The organism is Tamlana sp. s12 (assembly GCF_016767215.1).
GTDB lineage: Bacteria > Bacteroidota > Bacteroidia > Flavobacteriales > Flavobacteriaceae > Pseudotamlana > Pseudotamlana agarivorans.
The window spans coordinates 2,766,391-2,786,496 of sequence record NZ_CP068547.1; the positions used below are offsets into that span (position 1 = coordinate 2,766,391).

A 20,106-nucleotide genomic window follows, 5' to 3' on the forward strand; every position below is an offset into this window, starting at 1 on the left:
AATGGTTAATATTACGGTAGTTACGATAGGATCGGTTAAGAAATGATGTAAACATCACTCTGAATGTTCATCAAAATACAATTGAAAAAAAACTCCAAAACGTTTTAAGGCTCTGGAGTTTTAACAAACTAAACTAAACAAATGTATTAAGGTCTTAAATTCGCTTCAATTAAAGTTAAATTGTCCATGTAAAACTTAAGAGGTTCTGGATTGTTTTGATTATCAGCTCTAATGCTAATTGTTTTCTCGCCTGTTTCGAAAAAAGATACAATTTGCGAGCTATACACCCACTGCCCCACTTGATAGTCGACAGTGAACGTTGGATTCCCTGCTACACCCCAATTGGTGTCTGGGAACCAATAGAAACGTACATCTGGAGGGTTAACACCTGCATTAATTGTTCCTAAAGATTCTACATAAATCCAAACTCCCAGTTCGTATGATTTCCCTGCTTCCGCATGGAAGGTTACTGCGTTTTTATCACCATCTTCTTGCCCAACAATCATTCCACCATTAGCATGAACTTCCGCATAACCACTAAAATCACCTTCATACGCATGCGCACTACTAACACTAAAATCGTATTCTTTCCATGGTACTAGATCCCAATTTTGGAATACCCAACTGATATCGCTTGTTCTTTCAAAACTATAATCAAAAATACCATTATCGAAAATATTTTCTCCAACGAATACCATCGGAGAATCTGTAATGGCATCAACGGCAACTTCATCTAATGTTTTTAAGGTTCCAGGCGTGTAAGAAACAGTTACCTGATCATCATTATACACCACGTCGCCCAAGGTTAATACCACGATATTCCCTTCATTAACATCTACACTTGCATTAGCTATCATAGGATTTACAACTGTACCACCATTGCTCGCTGTCACAGTGAAATCTGCCAAATCTACAGTAGAAGGCTCAATTTCTCTACTAAATTCTAGATTTAGAATGCCTCCTGAACTATCTGCATTATAAACAGCGTCAAGAGTTACCGGGTCTGTAGAAGGGATTACAGTTATTAGATTGTCATACACTAAACTAAACTCACCAAATGGGCGATCGCGTCCCGCGACCAATTCTATTCCAAATTCTCCCATTCTACTATATTTAACATCTACAATCTCTGTATTCTCCATAGTTCCAGGTTTACCACCTTCAAATGACCACGTTGTTGAAGTTGGGGCTCCAACCGCAGTATACGTATATCGAATTGAACGCCCTGCTTGTAATTCATTATTAGCATTCTCTGCTAAGCTCAATGCCCCGCCAATAGTGCCATCTGGGTTAATGTAGTTTGCTGTAACAGAAACATCAATAGGTTCCAAAACGGTTACAACGATAGTTGTGTCTAATTCTTTACCCATTAAGGTTTGATCGACATAAGCGTCTTTCTTAAATACCTGATGCAAAGTTACGTCGAATACACCTGCCGTGTTAAAGTAAGCCTTAACAATATCTTCACTAGACGTTGCGCCTTCAACATTGGTAACATTTTCTGGGAAAGTCCAAGTACGTGAGCTTACCCCTGGAGAAACATCTCCAAAAGTGAGGAAACTACCCACCTCAATCTGATTATCAAAATCCATTTGACTGGTGTAGATTACTCGTTCACTAGGCTCTTGCAATTGCAAATCGTCCTCCTCATTACATGCCGTAAAACCTAGAGCAGCAATAAATAAGTATTTCGCTATATTTTTATTTAATTTCATAAGTTTGGTTTTAGTTGTTCAACAAGTCGTTCGTTTCTATTTCTTGAGCAGGTATAGGTAAATAATCATGCGCAGATGGATGATAATTTTCACTAGCTAAGATAAAATCTGGTCTTACACGCTCTTTAATAAAAAGTGGTGCTACACCCTCACTATCAATCTCTAAAACTACTTTATTTTGCTCTCTCCATACTTCGTCTGCACGTAATTCGTCAAACACTTCTTGCACAATTCCCCAACGTACAAGATCTTTCCAACGGTGTCCTTCGAAGGCCAACTCAACAGGACGCTCAACACGTTGAATATGTGTCAACACAGTTTCCTTTGACGGCGCCACAAAAGGTTGAGTAGAATGTACTTGTTTACTAATATGCAACTGAGGAAATTCTCCTGCATTTTCAGCCATATATTTACTCAAAGTTATAACACCTGCACGCTCTCTAACTAAATCGATATAATTGATAGCTTCAGTAAAATTACCAGTGCTTTGAAGTACTGCTTCTGCATACATAAGATATACATCAGCTAAACGAATATGTCTAAAATTAATACCCGAGCGACTGTTTGCATCTTCTTGAGGTAAATGGTACCAGTTAGTGTACTTTTTTATGTAAGCACTCTGACCAAAAGACCATCCTCCACGATCACCAATTGGCAATAGGTAATAGTCTGTTTCACCATTAATAGGACATATACTAGACGAAAATCGTGTAGAATGCATTTTTCCATCATTAATAGGGTTATCTACATCGATTTCATCATTAACATACAATTCATGTAAGTAATAAGAAGGCAGTAAGGTATTAAACGCTCCAAAATTTAATTGCCCAAATGCTGTTGCAATAGCCGTAGCCTCTGCTCCTGTTTCGTTTATATTATCATCAACAATATTCCCATTCGCTCCTGGATTTACATCAGCATTATAAGCCACTTCTAAAATAGACTCTTCATTAAACTCATTCAAATGAGTGAAGTTATCCATAACATTAGGCGTAAGCTCATAAATACCAGAATCGATAACTTCTTTAAATTCTGAAGCTGCCTCGCCATACATTTCACCATACAGATATACCTTACCTAATAAACTTGTTGCTGCACCCCAAGTCATTCTTCCTAAGTCTGAAGCAGGCCACTCTTGTGGCAGGTTATTTTTTGCAAAATTTAAATCTGGAATAATAATCGCGGTGGTCACATCATCTATACTACTAAATGGTTTTTGAAAATCAGCTTGAGTTTCTGCAATATTCGTATGGATTACAGCCCCACCATAAGTATGTACTAACTGAAAATAAAAGAAAGCTCTTAAACAACGTGCTTGCGCCTCTATACTTTCTTTTTCTCCTTCTCCAAACTGTACATCACCTGTTTGCAGTTTTTCAATTACTTGATTGGCTCTAAAAATACCAACATAAAGTTCGTTCCATTTCTCTCTTACGTAGGTACTACCATCATTGTACGTTAAATTTCTAAAGGAAAACGGGGCATACCAGGATTCTGTACCACCAATATCTCCTTTAATCATTTCAGAAACTAAACCCGTTCCACTTACACTTTGAAATTGTAAAGCACCATAAACTGTATTTAAACCTGTTTGAAATTGATTTGGAGTATTCCAAAAGGTATCCGATGTAATGGTATTCGGGTTCGTTTGCTCTAAAAATGTATCTTCGTTACATCCCAGTAGCAAAGAAAAGCCAACCATAGGAAGTAGCATGTATTTTTTTATTGTATTTTTCATGTTTGTCATTCTTTTTGCATTAAAAATTAAATTGCGCACCAATAATAAATCGGCGTGTTACAGGGTAATTTCCACGATCTACACCACGTGTAAATATTCCATCCCCTCCAACTTCTGGATCATACCCTGTATAATTTGTAAATGTAAACGGGTTCATTGCTGTAAAATATATTCTTGTACGTTTTAGAATGTTAGTATTAGGTAAGGGTATTGTATACCCTAATGTTAAGTTTCTAATTCTAAAGTAAGACCCGTCTTCGATAAAATAATCAGAACGTGCTCTTACGTTACTATGGTATGCATCTTGTCTATATGTAGGCACATTAGAATCTGCATTTTGAGGTGTCCACATATAGAACTGCTCTTCATGTCTTCCTTGAGTGTATGCATATAAACGCGCTCCATTATAAATTTCAGCCCCTTGAGAATAATAAGTTTGTGCGTAAAAATCAAAGCCTTTGTATTCCAGATTTAAATTGAAGCCCATTTCAAATTCTGCTTGTCCTGACCCCGAATAAACACGGTCATTATCATCAATTTTACCATCATTATTTTCATCAATATACATCATATCCCCAATTTGAGCACTTGGTTCAATAGCTCTATATTCAGCTAACTGTTCATCGGTTTTAATAACACCATCATGTTGCACTAAGAAGAAAGCACCAGCCTCATAACCTTTAGCTAAATAGGTTGTATAATCAATATTATCTCCTAATGAAATTACTGGACGTCCATTACCATATCCACGTTCCACACCGTTAAGGTCTGTCACTTCATTAACATTTTTAGTAAAGGTCGCTGCTAAATTATATTTCAATCCTCCAGTAGTTTCATTCCTATAAGAGGCCGCCAATTCAATACCTCTATTCACCATGTTACCAGCATTAGTTGTACGGACATCATACACCCCTAAAGCTCTTGTGTGATATGTTCCTGATGAAGGAGGTAAACGTTCTTCAATAAGCATATCCTCTTTCTTCGTTTCATATAGATCCGCTGTAAAGCTAAAACGGTTTTTGAACATGTTCAAATCGATACCAATGTTTGAAGACACACTTGTTTCCCACTTAATATTAGGATCGGCATAACGTCTTTGAATAGCTCCTACCGCTAAGTCTTCATTCGGTCCAAGCGGATAATTAATACCACTTTCTATCTGAGGAGAATACGAATATGGCGGTATACTTTGATTACCAACTTCAGCCCAACTTGCTCTCAGTTTTAAATTATTAATAGCATCAACGTTAAAGAATTTTTCTTCACTAATGTTCCAACCCCCTGAGAACCCCATAAAATCACCATAGCGATTTGAAGGTGCGAAATTTGATGACCCATCACGTCTGTAACTCGCTGAAAACAAATAACGCTCATCGTAATTGTATTGTACTCTAAACAGTTTACCAGTTAAGGTATTTACAAAATCATAACTACTTGGTTTTATCGCTTCAGTCCCTGCCCCTAATGCTGGTGTATCGTTACTTAATAAACCTATTACACCTGTACTTAGTGATTTAGATGTAAACTCCTCGTAACTTAACACACCTAGTAAGTTTAAGTTGTGCTTACCAAAGCTTTTTTGATACTTAAATAAATTTTCAAGTACACGACGCTCGGTAAAGATATAATCTTCATCTAGTATAGCATCAGGCCTAGAAGCCGTTGGATTATAATCTCCTTGAAAATCATAAACTAAATACTGTGGTCTGAAAAATTTACGTTGGTAGTTATAAGTATTCATACCACCATTAAGTTGATAACTAAAGCCATCAAAAAACTCATATTCCAAGTTAACAGCAATATTAGTACTGTTGGTTTTTCTAGTATCTTCATTTTCTAATTCTCTAGATAAATAACTGTAAAGAATAGCATTACGTACAGGAATTTCAACTGTATTTTCACCTGCACTCTGAATTTGATTTATTGCTGGTTGCCAAGGTTTTTGAGACATAGAATACTCATACAATCCCCATGGCTCTTGCTCTCTATTTTCTTGAGAAATAGCTAAACTTGCAAAAGCTCTAAATTTCCCTTTTGTAAACTGACCATTTAAACGTGTACTTAAACGATCGAACCCAGAATTAATTAAGACACCATCTTGTTTGAAATAATCGGTACTTAAGTTCATGGTCAAATTATCAGATCCGCCAGAAACACCTAAACTATAATTTTGAATACCTGCGTTGTTATTTTGAACATCGCCAACAAAATCTGTGTCATAATCCAAAGCATTTGGATTAAAGAAAAAGATTAAAGGCTCTCTTCCTAAAGCTTCCAGCATTACTTTCTCTGAATACATTTGCTGCTTGGTATTCTGTAAAGGTGTTCCTGAAGTAATGTTTTGAACCCCACCATAAGTGCTAAAGTTAACCTTTATATCTCCCTTAGTACCTTTTTTGGTAGTTATAATAATTACACCATTAGAAGCTCTTGTACCATAAACCGCAGCAGCGGCACCATCTTTTAAGATATCTATTTTCTCAATTTGCTCTGTTGGAATGTTTGGGTTTCCTTGAAAAGGAACACCATCTACTACATATAAAGGACCTAACGCTGTATTACTTACAGACCCTAAACCTCTAATTTGAATATTAGCAGCCTCTCCCGGTCTACCGCTACTAGATTGCACATTTACACCGGCAACTTGACCTTGAATAGATTCACCTAAATCGGCTACTGGTGCTTTAGCAATGACATCTGAAGTTACTAAACCAACAGCTCCTGTTACTTCTTTCTTCTTTTGTGTACCGTAACCAACTACGACAACTTCTTCAAGACTTTGAAGATCTTCTTGTAAGGAAATTTTGTATCTCCTTTGATCGGTGATTACCACTTCCTGAGCTTGGTAACCTAAAAAAGTAAAGACTAAGGTATTTCCCGAACTTGCTTCTATCGAAAATTCACCATCAAAATCTGTTACTGTTCCAACCGTTGTTCCTTTTATTACAATTGCAACTCCCGGCAACGGAATACCGTTTTCATCCACAACTGCACCTCCAACGGTGTTTTGTGCATAAGCATTTGTAATCGTTAGCAATAGAAAAGAACAAACCAATAAAAATTTGTTCCTCCATAATTTCAATTTTTGTTTCATACTTAAATAATTAGAAATAGTTAGTTTTAGTTATTCCTTAATTTAGAGTCAACTATTAACAATAGCATAACACCTAAAGGTTAACAATTGCTAATTTATAAATACCTTTAAGCGACACACAAAATTGAGACTCGATTAAAACTAGACAAACTCAAAATACTCTGATTTTCAACAAGTTAAAACTAACATTTATTCCCTTTGTACAGATTTTGTAAGTGAAAATCTATAAAAATATAGGGGGTAATTAGGCTTATTTTCACATTTCTTTAACTATTTACACCTATTAAACGTTAAATTATTCTAAAAAAGAAGACCATGCAAGCTAAAAAACAAGCAATTTTATCAATGTCGCAAAAATGATCTCTTTTAATTTCATATTACAAAATTTAAATACTCTTTTATTAACAAATAGAAACTTGACATGGCATAACACATTATTTAATATTTTGTAATTTTAAAGCATTTTTATCTAGCCATTTGAAGCTGAATTAAACCTAAATTTTTGGAAAAAAAAAGCCTTCTAAAAAATTAGAAGGCCCTCACAAAGTAAAAAATAACAAATATAAAATTATTCCCGCTAGTTACTTTCACCTTTGGCAACATGAGTTGTTTTTCTATGCGACTCAAAACGCATAATACTTTGATAATCGTAAGAATTATAAATATGAGATAAGCCCCAACGTAATATTTCTGTTGGTTCTTTTTCTACCTCTGCCGTTCTATTTAAACCAATAGCGTGGGCATTAACTCCTGGAATAACCGACATAATTTCGAAGTTTATACCATCTTCAGCCCATTGAATGGTATTTTTCTCAGGACCATCAGTAGTTATTAATGAAGCAATACCTCCATTATACGGCCATACACAAATTTCATGACCACTATTACTAATTGGGTTATACGGTGATTTTACATAAGGCCCTTTAGGATTATCGGCAATAGCCACACCATGACGAATTTGACGTCCGCCAAAAGTAATCGCTTCACCCATTTGCTCACCTTTATAATACAAGTAGAATTTTCCTTTGTAAGGAATAATACAAGGATCGTGTACTTTATGGCTATCGAAATCTCCTTTTTTCTCTACTAAAAATCTATTTTGCTCAGTTCCTTTCCAAACCCCATTATCTGCTGGACTTAAAATTGGTTCTTCACTTTTTGTCCAAGGACCATCAGGCGAATTCGACCAAGCTAAACCTACTTGATTTTTAACACGTACATTATAAGGTGATTTCACGGTTTGGTAACATAAGTAGTACATACCGTCGTTTTCCATAATTTCCACAGTAAAAACCGAACGATCGTCGTAGCTACCTTTTTCTCCTCTTGGCACTGCCATACCTTCTTCTTTCCATGTCCAACCATCTTCTGAAGTAGCATACCAAATATCACAACGGTCCCATGGGAATACTTTATCATTTTCAATATCTCCTGCAAAACCATCCGTTTTTCCAACAGATTTACTGTACCACACATAGTATTTTCCGTCGTGCTTAATCATCGCACTTGGGTCACGACGCACCACACCTTCTTCATATGCTAAATCTCCCTTTAAAGGTTGAAGTTGTGAAAACTCTATAAACCATTCGTTACCTAAATCGGTTGGCCATTGTAATGCTCTTTTTGAAGCAGCACTAAGGTGATTGGCATCGGTGATTCCTAAAAAGTCAATTTGCGCCTCAGTTGGCGCTGTGTCTGTTGTTTTGGTTTCTTCAGCTTTTTGAGGGTTCTCAGGTTTCTGATTACAAGCACTCATCATAAGTATTAAAGCTAATACGGTTAAATTTATTTTATGTCTCATGTTAATATATAGTTTTTAAATTTATAAAAAAGCAATGATTAATACACCAATGATCATAGCGGCTAATCCCAAATATAAAGCTGATTTTGCTTTTACAGGTGCCCCTTTCCATTCGTTGGCAAATACCCCTGCGGTTACTGCTGTTACTACCGACAAGGTATTGAAAATAGCATAACCAATAGAGCCTCCTTCACTACCTAAAACAAAGGATGAATAGGCAAATACGATTGAGGCCGCAAAATTCAAGGCTGCCATAAGCCCGGTTAAACTGATGTTTTTTCCAGCTTCTGGCACTTTAAAACTGCCCCATAACTTCTTTTTGCTTAACATAATAACGAAGTACGGCACCACAAAAACACCACCAGATACATACACGATAAACATAGAAGCCACAGACGTTAACCAGGCCGCATTGCCTTGAGCTACAACCATATCACTAATAATATTTTTAGCAACCTCACCTTCGTGTGTAATTTCTAAAGCCACATTAAAACCAGTACATAAAACACCACCAATTATGGCTATTATGATACCTGTAAGCATGGAACCATCATAAGTTTTATCGCCATCGGTATTCTCTTTAGCCGAACGCAATATTCCAGCTCTACCATTTAACATGATACCCGAAAAAATGATAAGGATGCCTACTAAAATGGTTATGATTTTCGCTCTATTAATACCTCCGGTTTCTAACTCTGGAAGACCAGATAGTCCCCATGGTAATAAGGAACCTACAACGATAATAGTGCCTATAAAAATGGAAAAACCCAATGACATTCCTATATAGTTGATGGCCTTTCCCCAAAGCATCATACCTACACCCCATAAGAATCCTGGAATTAACATTTTTAGGAGTACTGGAGCTCCTACATCGGTTAGCACTTGACTAAAATTATTAATCATAGAAAAGGCTACCACAAATGGTATCACCCATAACATAAATAAGTAACATAAACCCCATGCATTTTCGAAGGCATAGTTTTTTATGTATTTTTCAGGCATGGCCCAAAAGCCGAGCATAATGCCCGCGGTAATCGCTAATAAAATTCCCATAGTTTAATTTATTAAGTTAATGGTTTAATTGGTTCATGTTTCTACCAACCAAATTTAAAAATGGTGGTACTTTTAAAGATGTCGCCAGCCTTGGTTACAGACTTTGGAGACCCCTCAATATTTGGTCCGTTTGGATAGCGGTGTGTTTCGCAACAAAATCCGCGGTATTTTCCAAATTTCTGACCGTTTTCACGTTGTAAATCGTCTGAGGTGTATTTGCCTGTATACAGTAGCATACAAGGCTCTGTGGTGTACACATCTAAGCGTCTTTTTGTATTTGGATCTGTTATAGATGCCGTGTGTTTTAACTTAGAATCATCAGCATCAAAAATGTAGAAATGCTCGAAACCATCGTTCATTTGTTTATGCACATCGCCAATCATTTTTCCGTCTCTTAAATCGTCGGCTTCACCTTCAACATTTAAAATCTCGCCTGTAGCAGCTCCAGTTTCATCGGTTTCTAAGCGTTTGTCGGAAAACACTTTAGCGATATGATTTTCTATGTTTTCTGAAAAACCAGATAAGTTAAAGTAGGTATGATTGGTTAACGACAATGGTGTATCTTGATCTGGCGTTCCTTCGTACTGAATGGTTAATTCGTTATTGTTATTGAGTGTAAAGCTTACTGAAACCTTTACATTCCCCGGAAATCCTTCTTCTAAATCCTGACTTAACAAAGTCATTTTAATGGCTGAAGCATCTTTAGTATCGACTAAGGAAGCTTCCCATATTTTTTTATCGAAACCTTCAATTCCGCCGTGTAAATTATTATCGCCTGCGTTTTTTGCCAACTGAAATGTTTTTCCGTTTAAAGAAAACTCAGCATTTTTAATTTGTGAGCAATAACGTCCAACAGTCCCTCCAAAATAAGGCGAATTGTTTTTGTATGCTTCAGAAAAATAACTCTCTAAAGTATCAAAACCACAGGTGATGGTCTCAATGGTTCCGTTAGCTTTAGGCACTTTTATTGAAGTGATTGTCGCGCCGTAATTGGTTATTTTAACTTCAACACCATTGGCGTTTGATAAAGTAAACAACGCAATATCTTGATCTTTTAATTGTCCGAAATTCGTTTTTAATATCTTCATAAGTAGGGTTTAGTTTAGTTTTGTTCGTACGGACTTAATTTTTCCCAGTTGAAAACAACACCAACACCTGGATAATCTGGTGCTACGGCACGGTGATTCTCTACCACTAATGGTCTGGTTGTATATTGGTCTATAGGGAAACTATGCACTTCTAACCATCCTGAATTTGGTTGTGCAGAAACTAAACTCACGTGTAATTCTTGCATCCCATGCGAACAGGCTGGAATACCATGTTTATCGGCTAATCTAGCAGCTGCTAACCAACCTGTAACCCCACCACAATTGGAAGCATCGGGTTGTACAAAAGATAGTTTTGATTGCTCCATAGCATACTCAAACTCGTGAATGGTATGTAAATTTTCACCCATAGCTAAAGGAAATCCTGTAGCATCAACAATCTCGGCGTAGCCTTTATAGTTATCTGGAATAATAGGCTCTTCAAACCACGTAATATTTTGGTCTTTAAACCCTTCAATGGCTTTAATAGCTTGCTCTACGGTCATCGAATAATTCGCATCTACCATAAAGGTTACATCTGGCCCAATATATTCGCGAACCGCTTTGATACGCTCTAGATCTTCCTCTAAATTTTCACGTCCGATTTTAATTTTTACGGCATTAAATCCGCTTTCCAAATAGCCTTTCATATTACTTAAAAGCTTCTCTATTGGAAACATTAAATCGATTCCACCGCAATAGGCTTTACAAGTATTTCCTGCGCCACCAGCCATTTTCCAAAGTGGTTGTCCTGCTTTTTTACAACGAATATCCCATAAAGCAATATCGACTGCTGAAATTGCAAACGAAGCGATCCCACCACGACCTACGTAATGAATGTGCCATTCTAAGAAATCGTAAATACCTTCTACATCGGTACCATCTTTACCAATTAAAGCTTCAGTAAAATCGTGTTCTACCATGGCCTTAATGGCAAATCCGCCTTTTCCGCCGGTGTAAGTATATCCTGTGCCCTCGGTACCATCTTCTAAAGTGATGGTAACTGTTACCAATTCAAAATGATAGTGATCGCCATGTTTAGCGTCGGACATTACCTCTGGTAAAGGCACAGTGAATAATCTTGTTTTTATGTTTGCTATTTTTGTACTCATAATTTTATGCTTTTTTAATGTAATTTAATCCCAAATTCAACCGGTTTTGAAGCGCCGAGATTAACACTTCGCTCACTTGGCAAGGCATTTGAAATCGCAATTTTATAACGTCCTTTTAGCCATGCTTTTTTGCCTTCTAAATCGGTTTGATAAAAATCTTTATCGGTTAAAGTAAATGTCAATTCTTGTGATACATTAGGTTTCAATGCAACTCTTTTGAAGGCTTTTAAGGCATATTTTGGAAGAAAGCCTTTGTCGTCTTCAGGAATTAAATAAACCTGTACTACATCTTCTAAATGGATATCACTTTGATTTTTTACGTTAACTAAAAATGAAACCCCTTCCCCTTTTTTAATCGTTTTAGACTTTGGTGAAACGGCTTCAAATAAAATTTTGCCATAACTCAATCCAAAACCAAAAGGATACATTGGTTCTTTTTCCATGTATTTGTACGTGCGTCCTTTCATGCTATAATCATCGAAAGGTGGTAATTGCTCCACGTTTTTAGGAAATGTAATAGGTAAATGCCCTGAAGGTGATACATCGCCAAAAATAACATCGGCCACCGCGTTTCCGCCTTGTTCGCCAGGATACCACATTAAAACTATGGCATCTACATAAGGCTCTACTTCTTCTAAAGACACCGGACTTCCTGTACCTAGAACTAGAATTAGCGGCCCTTTTTTGTTTTTACTGACATCTTTAATGTAGTCGATTTGGCTTTGTGGTAATTTTAAATCTTGTCGATCGCCTTTGTGTTGCGAGGCAATAGCATCGACTTCTTCGCCTTCAATTTCGTTTGAAATTCCAGCGACTAAAATGGTAGCATCAACGGTTTTTGGCACTTGAACTGCCCAATTTAATGGGTTTAAATTATTTTGAAAAGGTAAAACGCCAAGACGGTATTCTACGGAAGTGCCTAGTGACACCTTATCGGCAACACCTTCTAAAACGGTTACCATATTTGGCGACATCCCGTAATAATTCGCGATTAAAATTTCGGTTGAAGCTGCGAATGATCCTGTAACATACAGGGATTTTATATTTTTATCTAATGGTAAAACGTTGTTCTCATTTTTCAATAAAACGATTGATTGTTGAGACGCTTTACGCGCTATGTTTTTATGCTTTTCGGAATTGATAACTTCTGTTCCCAATTTGGTGTATGGGTTACTAGCATCAGAATCAAAAAAGCCTAGTTTAAATCGGATTAAGAATAATTTTCTCAAACGCTCATTAATCAAGTCTTCAGAGATAAGTCCTTTTTTTACGGCAGATGCTAACTTTTGGTAAACCCATCCGCAGTTTAAATTCACACCTGCTAACATGGCAAGTGCAGCTGCTTCTTCTTGAGTTTTTGCTTTTTTATGACCTTTCATAATATCTCCCAAAGCCCCACAATCGGAAACAATATAACCGTTGAAACCCCAAGCTCTCTTCAAGGTTTCATCTAATAAAAACGTACTACTTGTTGATGGCTCGCCGTAAACAGCGTTGTAAGCGCCCATAACCCCTTGCACATGGCCTTCTTTTACCAAAGCTTCAAAAGCTGGCAAGTAAGTTTCATATAAATCTAATTTAGAAGGATTTGCATTAAAACTATGACGTAAAGCTTCTGGTCCCGAATGCACTGCAAAATGTTTGGCACAAGCGGTTGATTTAAAATACTTCTCGTCAGCGCCTTGTAAACCTTCAACAAAGGCTACGCCTATTTTAGAAGTTAAAAACGGATCTTCACCATAGGTTTCTTGTCCGCGACCCCAACGCGGATCTCTAAAAATGTTCACATTTGGCGACCAATAGGTTAATCCGGCATACATACCACGATTACCAATCGATTTTGATACTTGAAATTTCGCCCGTCCTTCATCTGAAATCGCATTAGCAACTTCCTTAATTAATTCCGGGTTAAACGTGGCGCCCATGGCAATCCCTTGAGGGAAAATTGTAGCTTTTCCGTTTCGGGCAACCCCATGTAAAGCTTCATTCCACCAGTTATATTCAGGAATTCCTAAACGTGTTATGGCTGGAGAATCTGACATAAATTGACTGCATTTCTCCTCTAAAGTCATAGCATCAAGTAAGGCGTCTACCCTTTTTTCAAAAGGAAGAGCTTCATCAAACCAAACAAAAGATTGCTGGCTATTTGCTTGAAACAGACTTATAAAAAGACTTAAAATGAAGACAGATTTACGCATAAATTTTATTTTAATTCTAAATCTTCAATGTTTGAATAGGCATTGCCACGCTTTGCATTGAAATGCTCAACCATCAGTTTTAATTGTTCTGGATTAGATTCTGAAAGGTTTTGTTGCTGACCAGGATCTGTTTTCAGATTATACAATTGATACTCTGGAGCTATCCCGATTTCTATTTGAACATCTTCATAATAACTTTTGCCCTCGTATGGCGGAATCATAATCCAATCGCCTTCACGATACGCAGTTCTAGTATTCGCTTCTAATATTAAAGACTCACGTCCCTTTTGACTTTCGCCTAAAAATGCTTTTAAAATGTCTTTGCTATCTGAAGGTTTTATGTCACCATCAATAAGTGTTGCAAAAGAGGCCATTAAATCCACCTGACATACTAAAGCATCAGACACTTGTGGTTTTATTTTTCCTTTCCAATAGGTAATAAATGGTACATGCGTACCCGCTTCAAACAAACTGTATTTTCCACCACGAAGTCCACCTTTTGGATCGTGATCTCCTAGTTTTTCAACCGCATCATCTTCATAGCCATCATTTAAAACAGGGCCATTATCACTTGAAAAAACAATTAAAGTGTTCTCTAAAAGTCCTTCAGATTTAAGGGTATTTATAAATTCACCAATTACCCAATCGGCTTCTAAAATCACATCGCCACGAGGCCCTAAACCAGATTTTCCTTCAAAACGCGGATGAGGTGTTCTAGGCACATGCGGTTGCTGTAGTGCGTAATACAAGAAAAAAGGTTGATCTTTATGACTTTTAACGTAGGACTGTGCCTTCTCTAAAAAGTGATCGGCCATATCGATATCTTTCCACTTGGCTGCTTCACCACCTTTCATATAACCAATTCTAGGAATACCGTTTACGATGCTGTTATTATGCCCATGGTGCCATTTCATTTTAAGCATTTCAGGGTTTGAAATTGCAGTAGGCTCCCCTTCAAAGTTTTTATTATAATTCACTTCTATAGGATCGTTTGGATCTAATCCAACCACATCGCCATTTTCAATATACACCGTTGGCACGCGGTCTTGAGTTGCTGCCATGATGTATGAATAATCAAATCCTACTTCGTTAGGACTCGGTGAAATGTGTTTATTCCAATCGACATGCCCAGAACCTAAACCTAAATGCCATTTCCCTACAACGGCTGTTTCATAACCTTTAGATTTAAAAAGTTTTGGAAGTGTTTCCTGAGTAGTAGAAATTAATAAAGGAGCTGTTCCTGGAAGAATTTTAGCATCCTTATTACGCCAAGGATACACCCCTGTTAATATGCCATAACGGCTTGGTGTACACGTTGCAGAGGTTGCATAACCGTTAGTAAAGCGTACACCACCGTTAGCCAATTTATCAATATTTGGTGTTTGTAAAGCCGTTGCACCATAGCTACTTAAATCGCCATACCCTAAATCGTCTAAATAAATAACCACCACATTAGGTTGTGTTATGGTTTTTTCAGCTTTAATTTCAGCTTGTTTTTTATCGCTTTTACAATGCATAAAAGTGATGCTTAACACAGCTAAAAGGAGGTATTTGAATTTAATCGGATTAGGGAAAATCATAATATTGACGTTTTAATTAAGCTTTATGTTTAATGTAGAATGTTTTCTTTTCTAAATACTGTTCGAAACCGTATTTACCATCTTCACCACCAGAACCTGATAATTTATATCCGTTATGGAAACCTTGGTGTTGTTCACCATGTCCTCTATTTACATAGATTTCACCGTATTCTAACTCATCATTACACTTCATAATGGTGTTCATATCGTTAGTGAAAACCATAGCCGCTAAACCGTATTCACAGTCGTTTGCATAACCAATAACTTCTTCAAAAGAAGAGAATTTAAGTACTGGTAAAATAGGTCCGAAAGACTCTTCATGAACAATCGTCATATCCTGTGTTACATTGGTTAAAACCGTTGGTTCGAACCAGAAACCTTTTTCAAATTGAGCGCCTTCAGGACGTTTTCCTCCTGTGGCTACTGTAGCGCCTTCTTCAATAGAAACGGCCACTAAATGCTCCATGTGTTTTAATTCTGAACCGTTTACTTTTGGTCCCATATCGGTTTCTTCTAACATCGGATCACCCACTTTTAAAGTTTTCACTTTAGCAATGAATTTTTCCATAAACACATCGTAAATACCTTCATGCACATACATACGTTCGTTACAGGTACATACTTGTCCGCAGTTATCAAAACGCGAATGTAAAGCCGCTTCAACTGCTGCATCAATATCGGCATCTTCAAACACGATAAATGGTGCTTTTCCACCCAATTCTAATTGAACATGTGTTAAGTTATTCGCTGCTAATCTTGCAATTTGCTGTCCTACAGGCGTAGACCCTGTCATGGTTACCATTTTGGTAATTGGGTTTTCCACTAAAGCATTCCCCATAACACGACCTGGGCCGGTTAAGATATTGATAACACCTGCTGGAATACCTACTTTGTTAGCTAAAGTTCCTAATTCTAAAGTAGCTAAAGGCGTTTCGGAAGTTGGTTTAATAACAATCGTATTTCCTGCCACTAAAGCAGGACCTAATTTACGACCAGCTAAAGCTAATGGGAAATTCCAAGCGGTAATAGCAACAACCACACCACGAGGTACTTTTTGAATCCAAATTTGCTCGTTAGGGTTGTCTGAAGGAATGATATCCCCTTCAATACGACGCGCACCTTCACAAGCATATCTAATAAATGAAGCCGTAACAGACACCTCAAAACGGGCTACCTTTAGAAGTTTCCCTTGCTCTTTAGTTAATAAATTGGCTAAATATTCGTTATTAGCGTCTATTTCATCCGCCAATTTATATAATAATTCAGCACGTTGACGCGCTGGTAATTTTTTCCACTCTTTTTGAGCTTTATCGGCAGCTTCTAAAGCTTCATTAGCTTCTTCGGCAGTTCCGTTTTGTACGCGCGCAACAACTTCTTCAGTTGATGGGCTTACAATATCAATCGTTTCTCCTGATGTTGATGTTCTCCATTCTCCGTTAATGAATAACTGATAGTCTTTTATTTTTGTCATAATTAACCGTTTTAATTATTAGTTTCTGTATTTATCTAATCGCTCTATGGCGTCTTTTTCATATTGATGTTTTAGCATCCAACGTGGGCGTTCCAAAGTCACTTCCCACTCAAAAAATTGCTTATATAAGTCGTTTACAATGTCTGGATGCGTTGTCGCTAAATTGTTAACTTCCGATTCATCTTCAGCTAAATTGTACAATTCTGCAGGGCGATCTGGATAGCGAATTAATTTCCAATCCTGGTGTCTAATGGCACCTCTAACCTCTTTCTTCCAATACAATGTTTCGTGCGGTCTCGATGTGTTTTCTCCTGTTACGAATGACAATAGGTTAACACCATCTAAACCTGCAATTTGCTTTTCATTTCCTCCTGCTAGATTATAAAACGTAGGAAATAAATCTAAGGTGCTTATGGGGTATTGGTAAGTTGTATGCTTTTGTTGCTGATTTGGTAAGGCCATTAAAAAGGGTACACGAATACCGCCTTCCAAATGATTGGCTTTAGTACCGCCTAAAGGTTTATTTAAAGACGCATTGGTATCTGAGGGGCCGCCATTATCATTGGTAAAAACAATGATGGTGTTGTCTCGTAAACCTAGCTCGTCTAATTTATCGAATACTTTTCCGCAGGCACGATCTAAAGCCAAGGTCATGGCTGCTAAAGTTTTTCGTTTGCCTTTTAACTTTGGAAACTTTTTTAAATCGTCTGGATGCGCTTCCATAGGTGTATGCACCGCATTAAATGACAAATAGACAAAAAATGGTTGTGCTTTGTTTTCTTCTATAAACTGAACCGTTTCATTAGCCAAGGCATCGGTTAGATACTGTTTAGTCTCTTCAAAAGTGCCAAAACCACGTTCCATGCGATCTTCTTTTCTAGAGCTTTTATTATTCTCATCAAACTCGTAATAACTTCTCGCACCGCCTCTAAATCCGTAAAAGGTATCGAAACCGCGTTTTGTTGGATGAAAGCGGTCGGCGTTGCCCATATGCCATTTTCCGAATAAAGCCGTTTTATAACCTTGTTCCTTAAGGTATTCTGAAATTAATTTTTGATCAAGTGGTAAGCCCATATCATCGCCTGTAGTTCCAGAAGCACTCATGTAACCAGGTACATTGTTTTCTTCGTAACCAAAACGTTGTTGGTATTTCCCGGTTAAAATCCCGGCTCTTGAAGGACCGCAAACCGCAGCAGATACGTAAGCTTGGGTAAAGCGAATGCTTTGTTCAGCCAGCTTATCTAAGTTTGGAGTTTTGAATTCCTTACTGCCTTGAAAACCAAAATCGGCATAACCCGCATCATCCGATAAGATGAATATGATGTTAGGCTGATTTTGACCATATACAAATGAAAACACTCCAAAAATAAACGCTGTTAAAATTGGAAATTTATAAGGTATTATGTTTAGAGTGTTTTTCATATTTATTTAATTGTGGAATAGATTAGCGTCCCATCCAACCGCCGTCTACTAACACGATAGAACCGTTCATGTAGCTAGCAGCTTCTGAAGCTAGGAACACTGTTGGACCAGCAAAATCTTCTGCTTTACCCCAACGTCCTGCTGGAATACGTGATAAAATTGATTCCGAACGTGCTGGATCGTTTCTTAAAGCTTCAGTATTATCTGTAGCGATGTATCCTGGAGCAATGGCGTTTACATTCACACCTTTTCCTGCCCATTCGTTAGCAAAAGCCATAGTTAACTGACCTATAGCGCCTTTACTAGCCGCATAACCTGGTACAGTAATCCCTCCTTGGAAGGTTAATAATGAAGCTGTGAAAATGATTTTTCCAGCGCCTCTTGCTACCATTTCTTTACCGATTTCACGAGTTAAAATGAATTGTGCATTTTGATTTACCTCAATCACTTTATCCCACATCTCATCTGGATGTTCTGCAGCAGGCGTTCTTAAAATAGTTCCTGCATTGTTTACTAAAATGTCAATTTGTGGATGATCGGCTTTAGCAGCTTCAATAAATTTATAAAGCGATTTTCTATCTGAAAAGTCACATTGGTATGCCGAGAATTTTTTTCCTCTAGCTTCCACTTCTTTAGCCACATCGCTTCCCGATAATTCTAAAGATGCCGAAACACCAATAATATTTGCACCAGCTTCGGCCAAACCAATAGCCATAGCTTTACCAATTCCTCTTTTACAACCTGTAACTAAAGCTGTTTTTCCTTCTAAACTGAATGTATTTAAAATGCTCATTTTTATTTATTTTTTAGAATTTATAACTGACAATCCATTAATACTTTTAAGCCATCAGGATTGCTGTCTATGTTTTCGAAAACTTGTTGAATGTTACTTAAAGGCTGTACATCGGTAATCATCTCTTCAAACGGTAACTCGTTTGCTGTGATCAGTTCGATAGATTTTTCGTAATCTTCCTTCTCATAAACTCGAGCCCCTATTAAGCTTAGTTCCTTCCAGAAAAATTTAAATAAATCCACTGGTTTTTTCTCTCCGTGAATAGCCACCATCACGATACGACCGCGAATTCCAGCAACTTCACACATAATATCTAATGCAGGTTGTACGCCAGCTACTTCAAAAACCACATCGGCTCTACGGTTTTCTGTTTTACTTTTTACGTATTCCACTAAATCCACATCAATCGGACTTACAGCATCAAAACCAAGAGCTTTTGCTTTTTCAATACGCTTCGGGTTCACTTCAGAAATGATCACTTGTGCGCCAACTTCTTTAGCCACCATAGCCACTAATAAACCAATTGGACCACCACCTAAAACTACAGCAGTTTCACCTTTTACTAAACCACTTCTGCGTACATCGTGTGTAGCAACCGATAAAGGTTCAATTAAAGCAGCCAGTTTTAAATCGGTTGTTTCTTTTAATTTGTGTAAGGTAAATGTTGGTACATTCCAATATTGTTGCATTGCCCCTTCACTATCGATACCGATAAATTTTAATTCTTCACAAATGTGATTGAAACCTTTATCGGAAGCTTTTACCTTTCTATCATCCAACGGACGAACTACAACTTTATCGCCAACGGCATAATCGGAAACACCATCGCCAACGGCATCAATAACCCCTGACATTTCATGCCCGATGGTTACAGGAATGTTTACACGTTTGTCCATCATACCGTGGTAAATATGAACATCGGTTCCGCAAACACCAACATAAGCGACTTTAATTCTAACTTCGCCAGCAGCTGGATCTGCCATTTCTTTTTCAATTACTTTGAAGGTTTTATCCCCTTCGTAACGTGTTGCTTTCATATCTTTT

The 20,106-nt window shown here is 37.3% G+C and carries 13 protein-coding genes; all 13 read right to left on the reverse strand.

What is annotated here, in order from left to right; all coding sequences use genetic code 11:
* Nucleotides 1-146 precede the first annotated feature (146 nt).
* Entirely contained in the window at nucleotides 147-1,715 is a 1,569-nt protein-coding gene (locus JJL45_RS12075) for a SwmB domain-containing protein (RefSeq protein WP_068602437.1), read from the reverse strand.
* Between the two features lie 10 nt (nucleotides 1,716-1,725).
* Complete coding sequence (locus JJL45_RS12080; RefSeq protein ID WP_068602480.1) at nucleotides 1,726-3,453, reverse strand: RagB/SusD family nutrient uptake outer membrane protein; 1,728 nt, start codon at nucleotides 3,451-3,453, stop codon at nucleotides 1,726-1,728.
* Nucleotides 3,454-3,472: 19 nt separating this feature from the next.
* Complete coding sequence (locus tag JJL45_RS12085) at nucleotides 3,473-6,547, reverse strand: SusC/RagA family TonB-linked outer membrane protein (protein WP_068602436.1); 3,075 nt, start codon at nucleotides 6,545-6,547, stop codon at nucleotides 3,473-3,475.
* Nucleotides 6,548-7,124: 577 nt separating this feature from the next.
* Nucleotides 7,125-8,348, reverse strand: coding sequence for a glycoside hydrolase family 117 protein (locus JJL45_RS12090; RefSeq protein WP_082935872.1), 1,224 nt, complete (start codon nucleotides 8,346-8,348; stop codon nucleotides 7,125-7,127).
* Between the two features lie 21 nt (nucleotides 8,349-8,369).
* The gene (locus JJL45_RS12095; protein ID WP_068602435.1) at nucleotides 8,370-9,401 is read right to left on the reverse strand and encodes an L-rhamnose/proton symporter RhaT; all 1,032 of its coding nucleotides are present in this window, start codon (nucleotides 9,399-9,401) and stop codon (nucleotides 8,370-8,372) included.
* Between the two features lie 41 nt (nucleotides 9,402-9,442).
* Nucleotides 9,443-10,489, reverse strand: coding sequence for an aldose epimerase family protein (locus JJL45_RS12100; RefSeq protein ID WP_068602434.1), 1,047 nt, complete (start codon nucleotides 10,487-10,489; stop codon nucleotides 9,443-9,445).
* A 14-nt stretch (nucleotides 10,490-10,503) separates the two neighbouring features.
* Complete coding sequence (locus JJL45_RS12105) at nucleotides 10,504-11,598, reverse strand: mandelate racemase/muconate lactonizing enzyme family protein (protein WP_066218867.1); 1,095 nt, start codon at nucleotides 11,596-11,598, stop codon at nucleotides 10,504-10,506.
* 14 nt (nucleotides 11,599-11,612) lie between these two features.
* Nucleotides 11,613-13,796 carry a glycoside hydrolase family 3 C-terminal domain-containing protein gene (locus JJL45_RS12110; RefSeq protein ID WP_068602433.1) on the reverse strand — a complete coding sequence of 728 codons (2,184 nt, stop codon included), beginning with the start codon at nucleotides 13,794-13,796 and terminating at the stop codon, nucleotides 11,613-11,615.
* 5 nt (nucleotides 13,797-13,801) lie between these two features.
* Nucleotides 13,802-15,376, reverse strand: a complete 1,575-nt coding sequence (locus JJL45_RS12115) for a sulfatase family protein (protein WP_068602432.1) — start codon at nucleotides 15,374-15,376, stop codon at nucleotides 13,802-13,804.
* 16 nt (nucleotides 15,377-15,392) lie between these two features.
* Complete coding sequence (gene aldA, locus JJL45_RS12120) at nucleotides 15,393-16,847, reverse strand: aldehyde dehydrogenase (RefSeq protein WP_068602431.1); 1,455 nt, start codon at nucleotides 16,845-16,847, stop codon at nucleotides 15,393-15,395.
* A gap of 18 nt (nucleotides 16,848-16,865) precedes the next feature.
* On the reverse strand, nucleotides 16,866-18,269 hold the full coding sequence (locus tag JJL45_RS12125) for a sulfatase (protein WP_068602430.1): 1,404 nt from the start codon (nucleotides 18,267-18,269) through the stop codon (nucleotides 16,866-16,868).
* A gap of 22 nt (nucleotides 18,270-18,291) precedes the next feature.
* Nucleotides 18,292-19,056, reverse strand: a complete 765-nt coding sequence (locus tag JJL45_RS12130) for an SDR family NAD(P)-dependent oxidoreductase (RefSeq protein WP_202664391.1) — start codon at nucleotides 19,054-19,056, stop codon at nucleotides 18,292-18,294.
* A gap of 26 nt (nucleotides 19,057-19,082) precedes the next feature.
* Nucleotides 19,083-20,099 carry a zinc-dependent alcohol dehydrogenase gene (locus JJL45_RS12135; RefSeq protein WP_068602428.1) on the reverse strand — a complete coding sequence of 339 codons (1,017 nt, stop codon included), beginning with the start codon at nucleotides 20,097-20,099 and terminating at the stop codon, nucleotides 19,083-19,085.
* Nucleotides 20,100-20,106 lie beyond the last annotated feature (7 nt).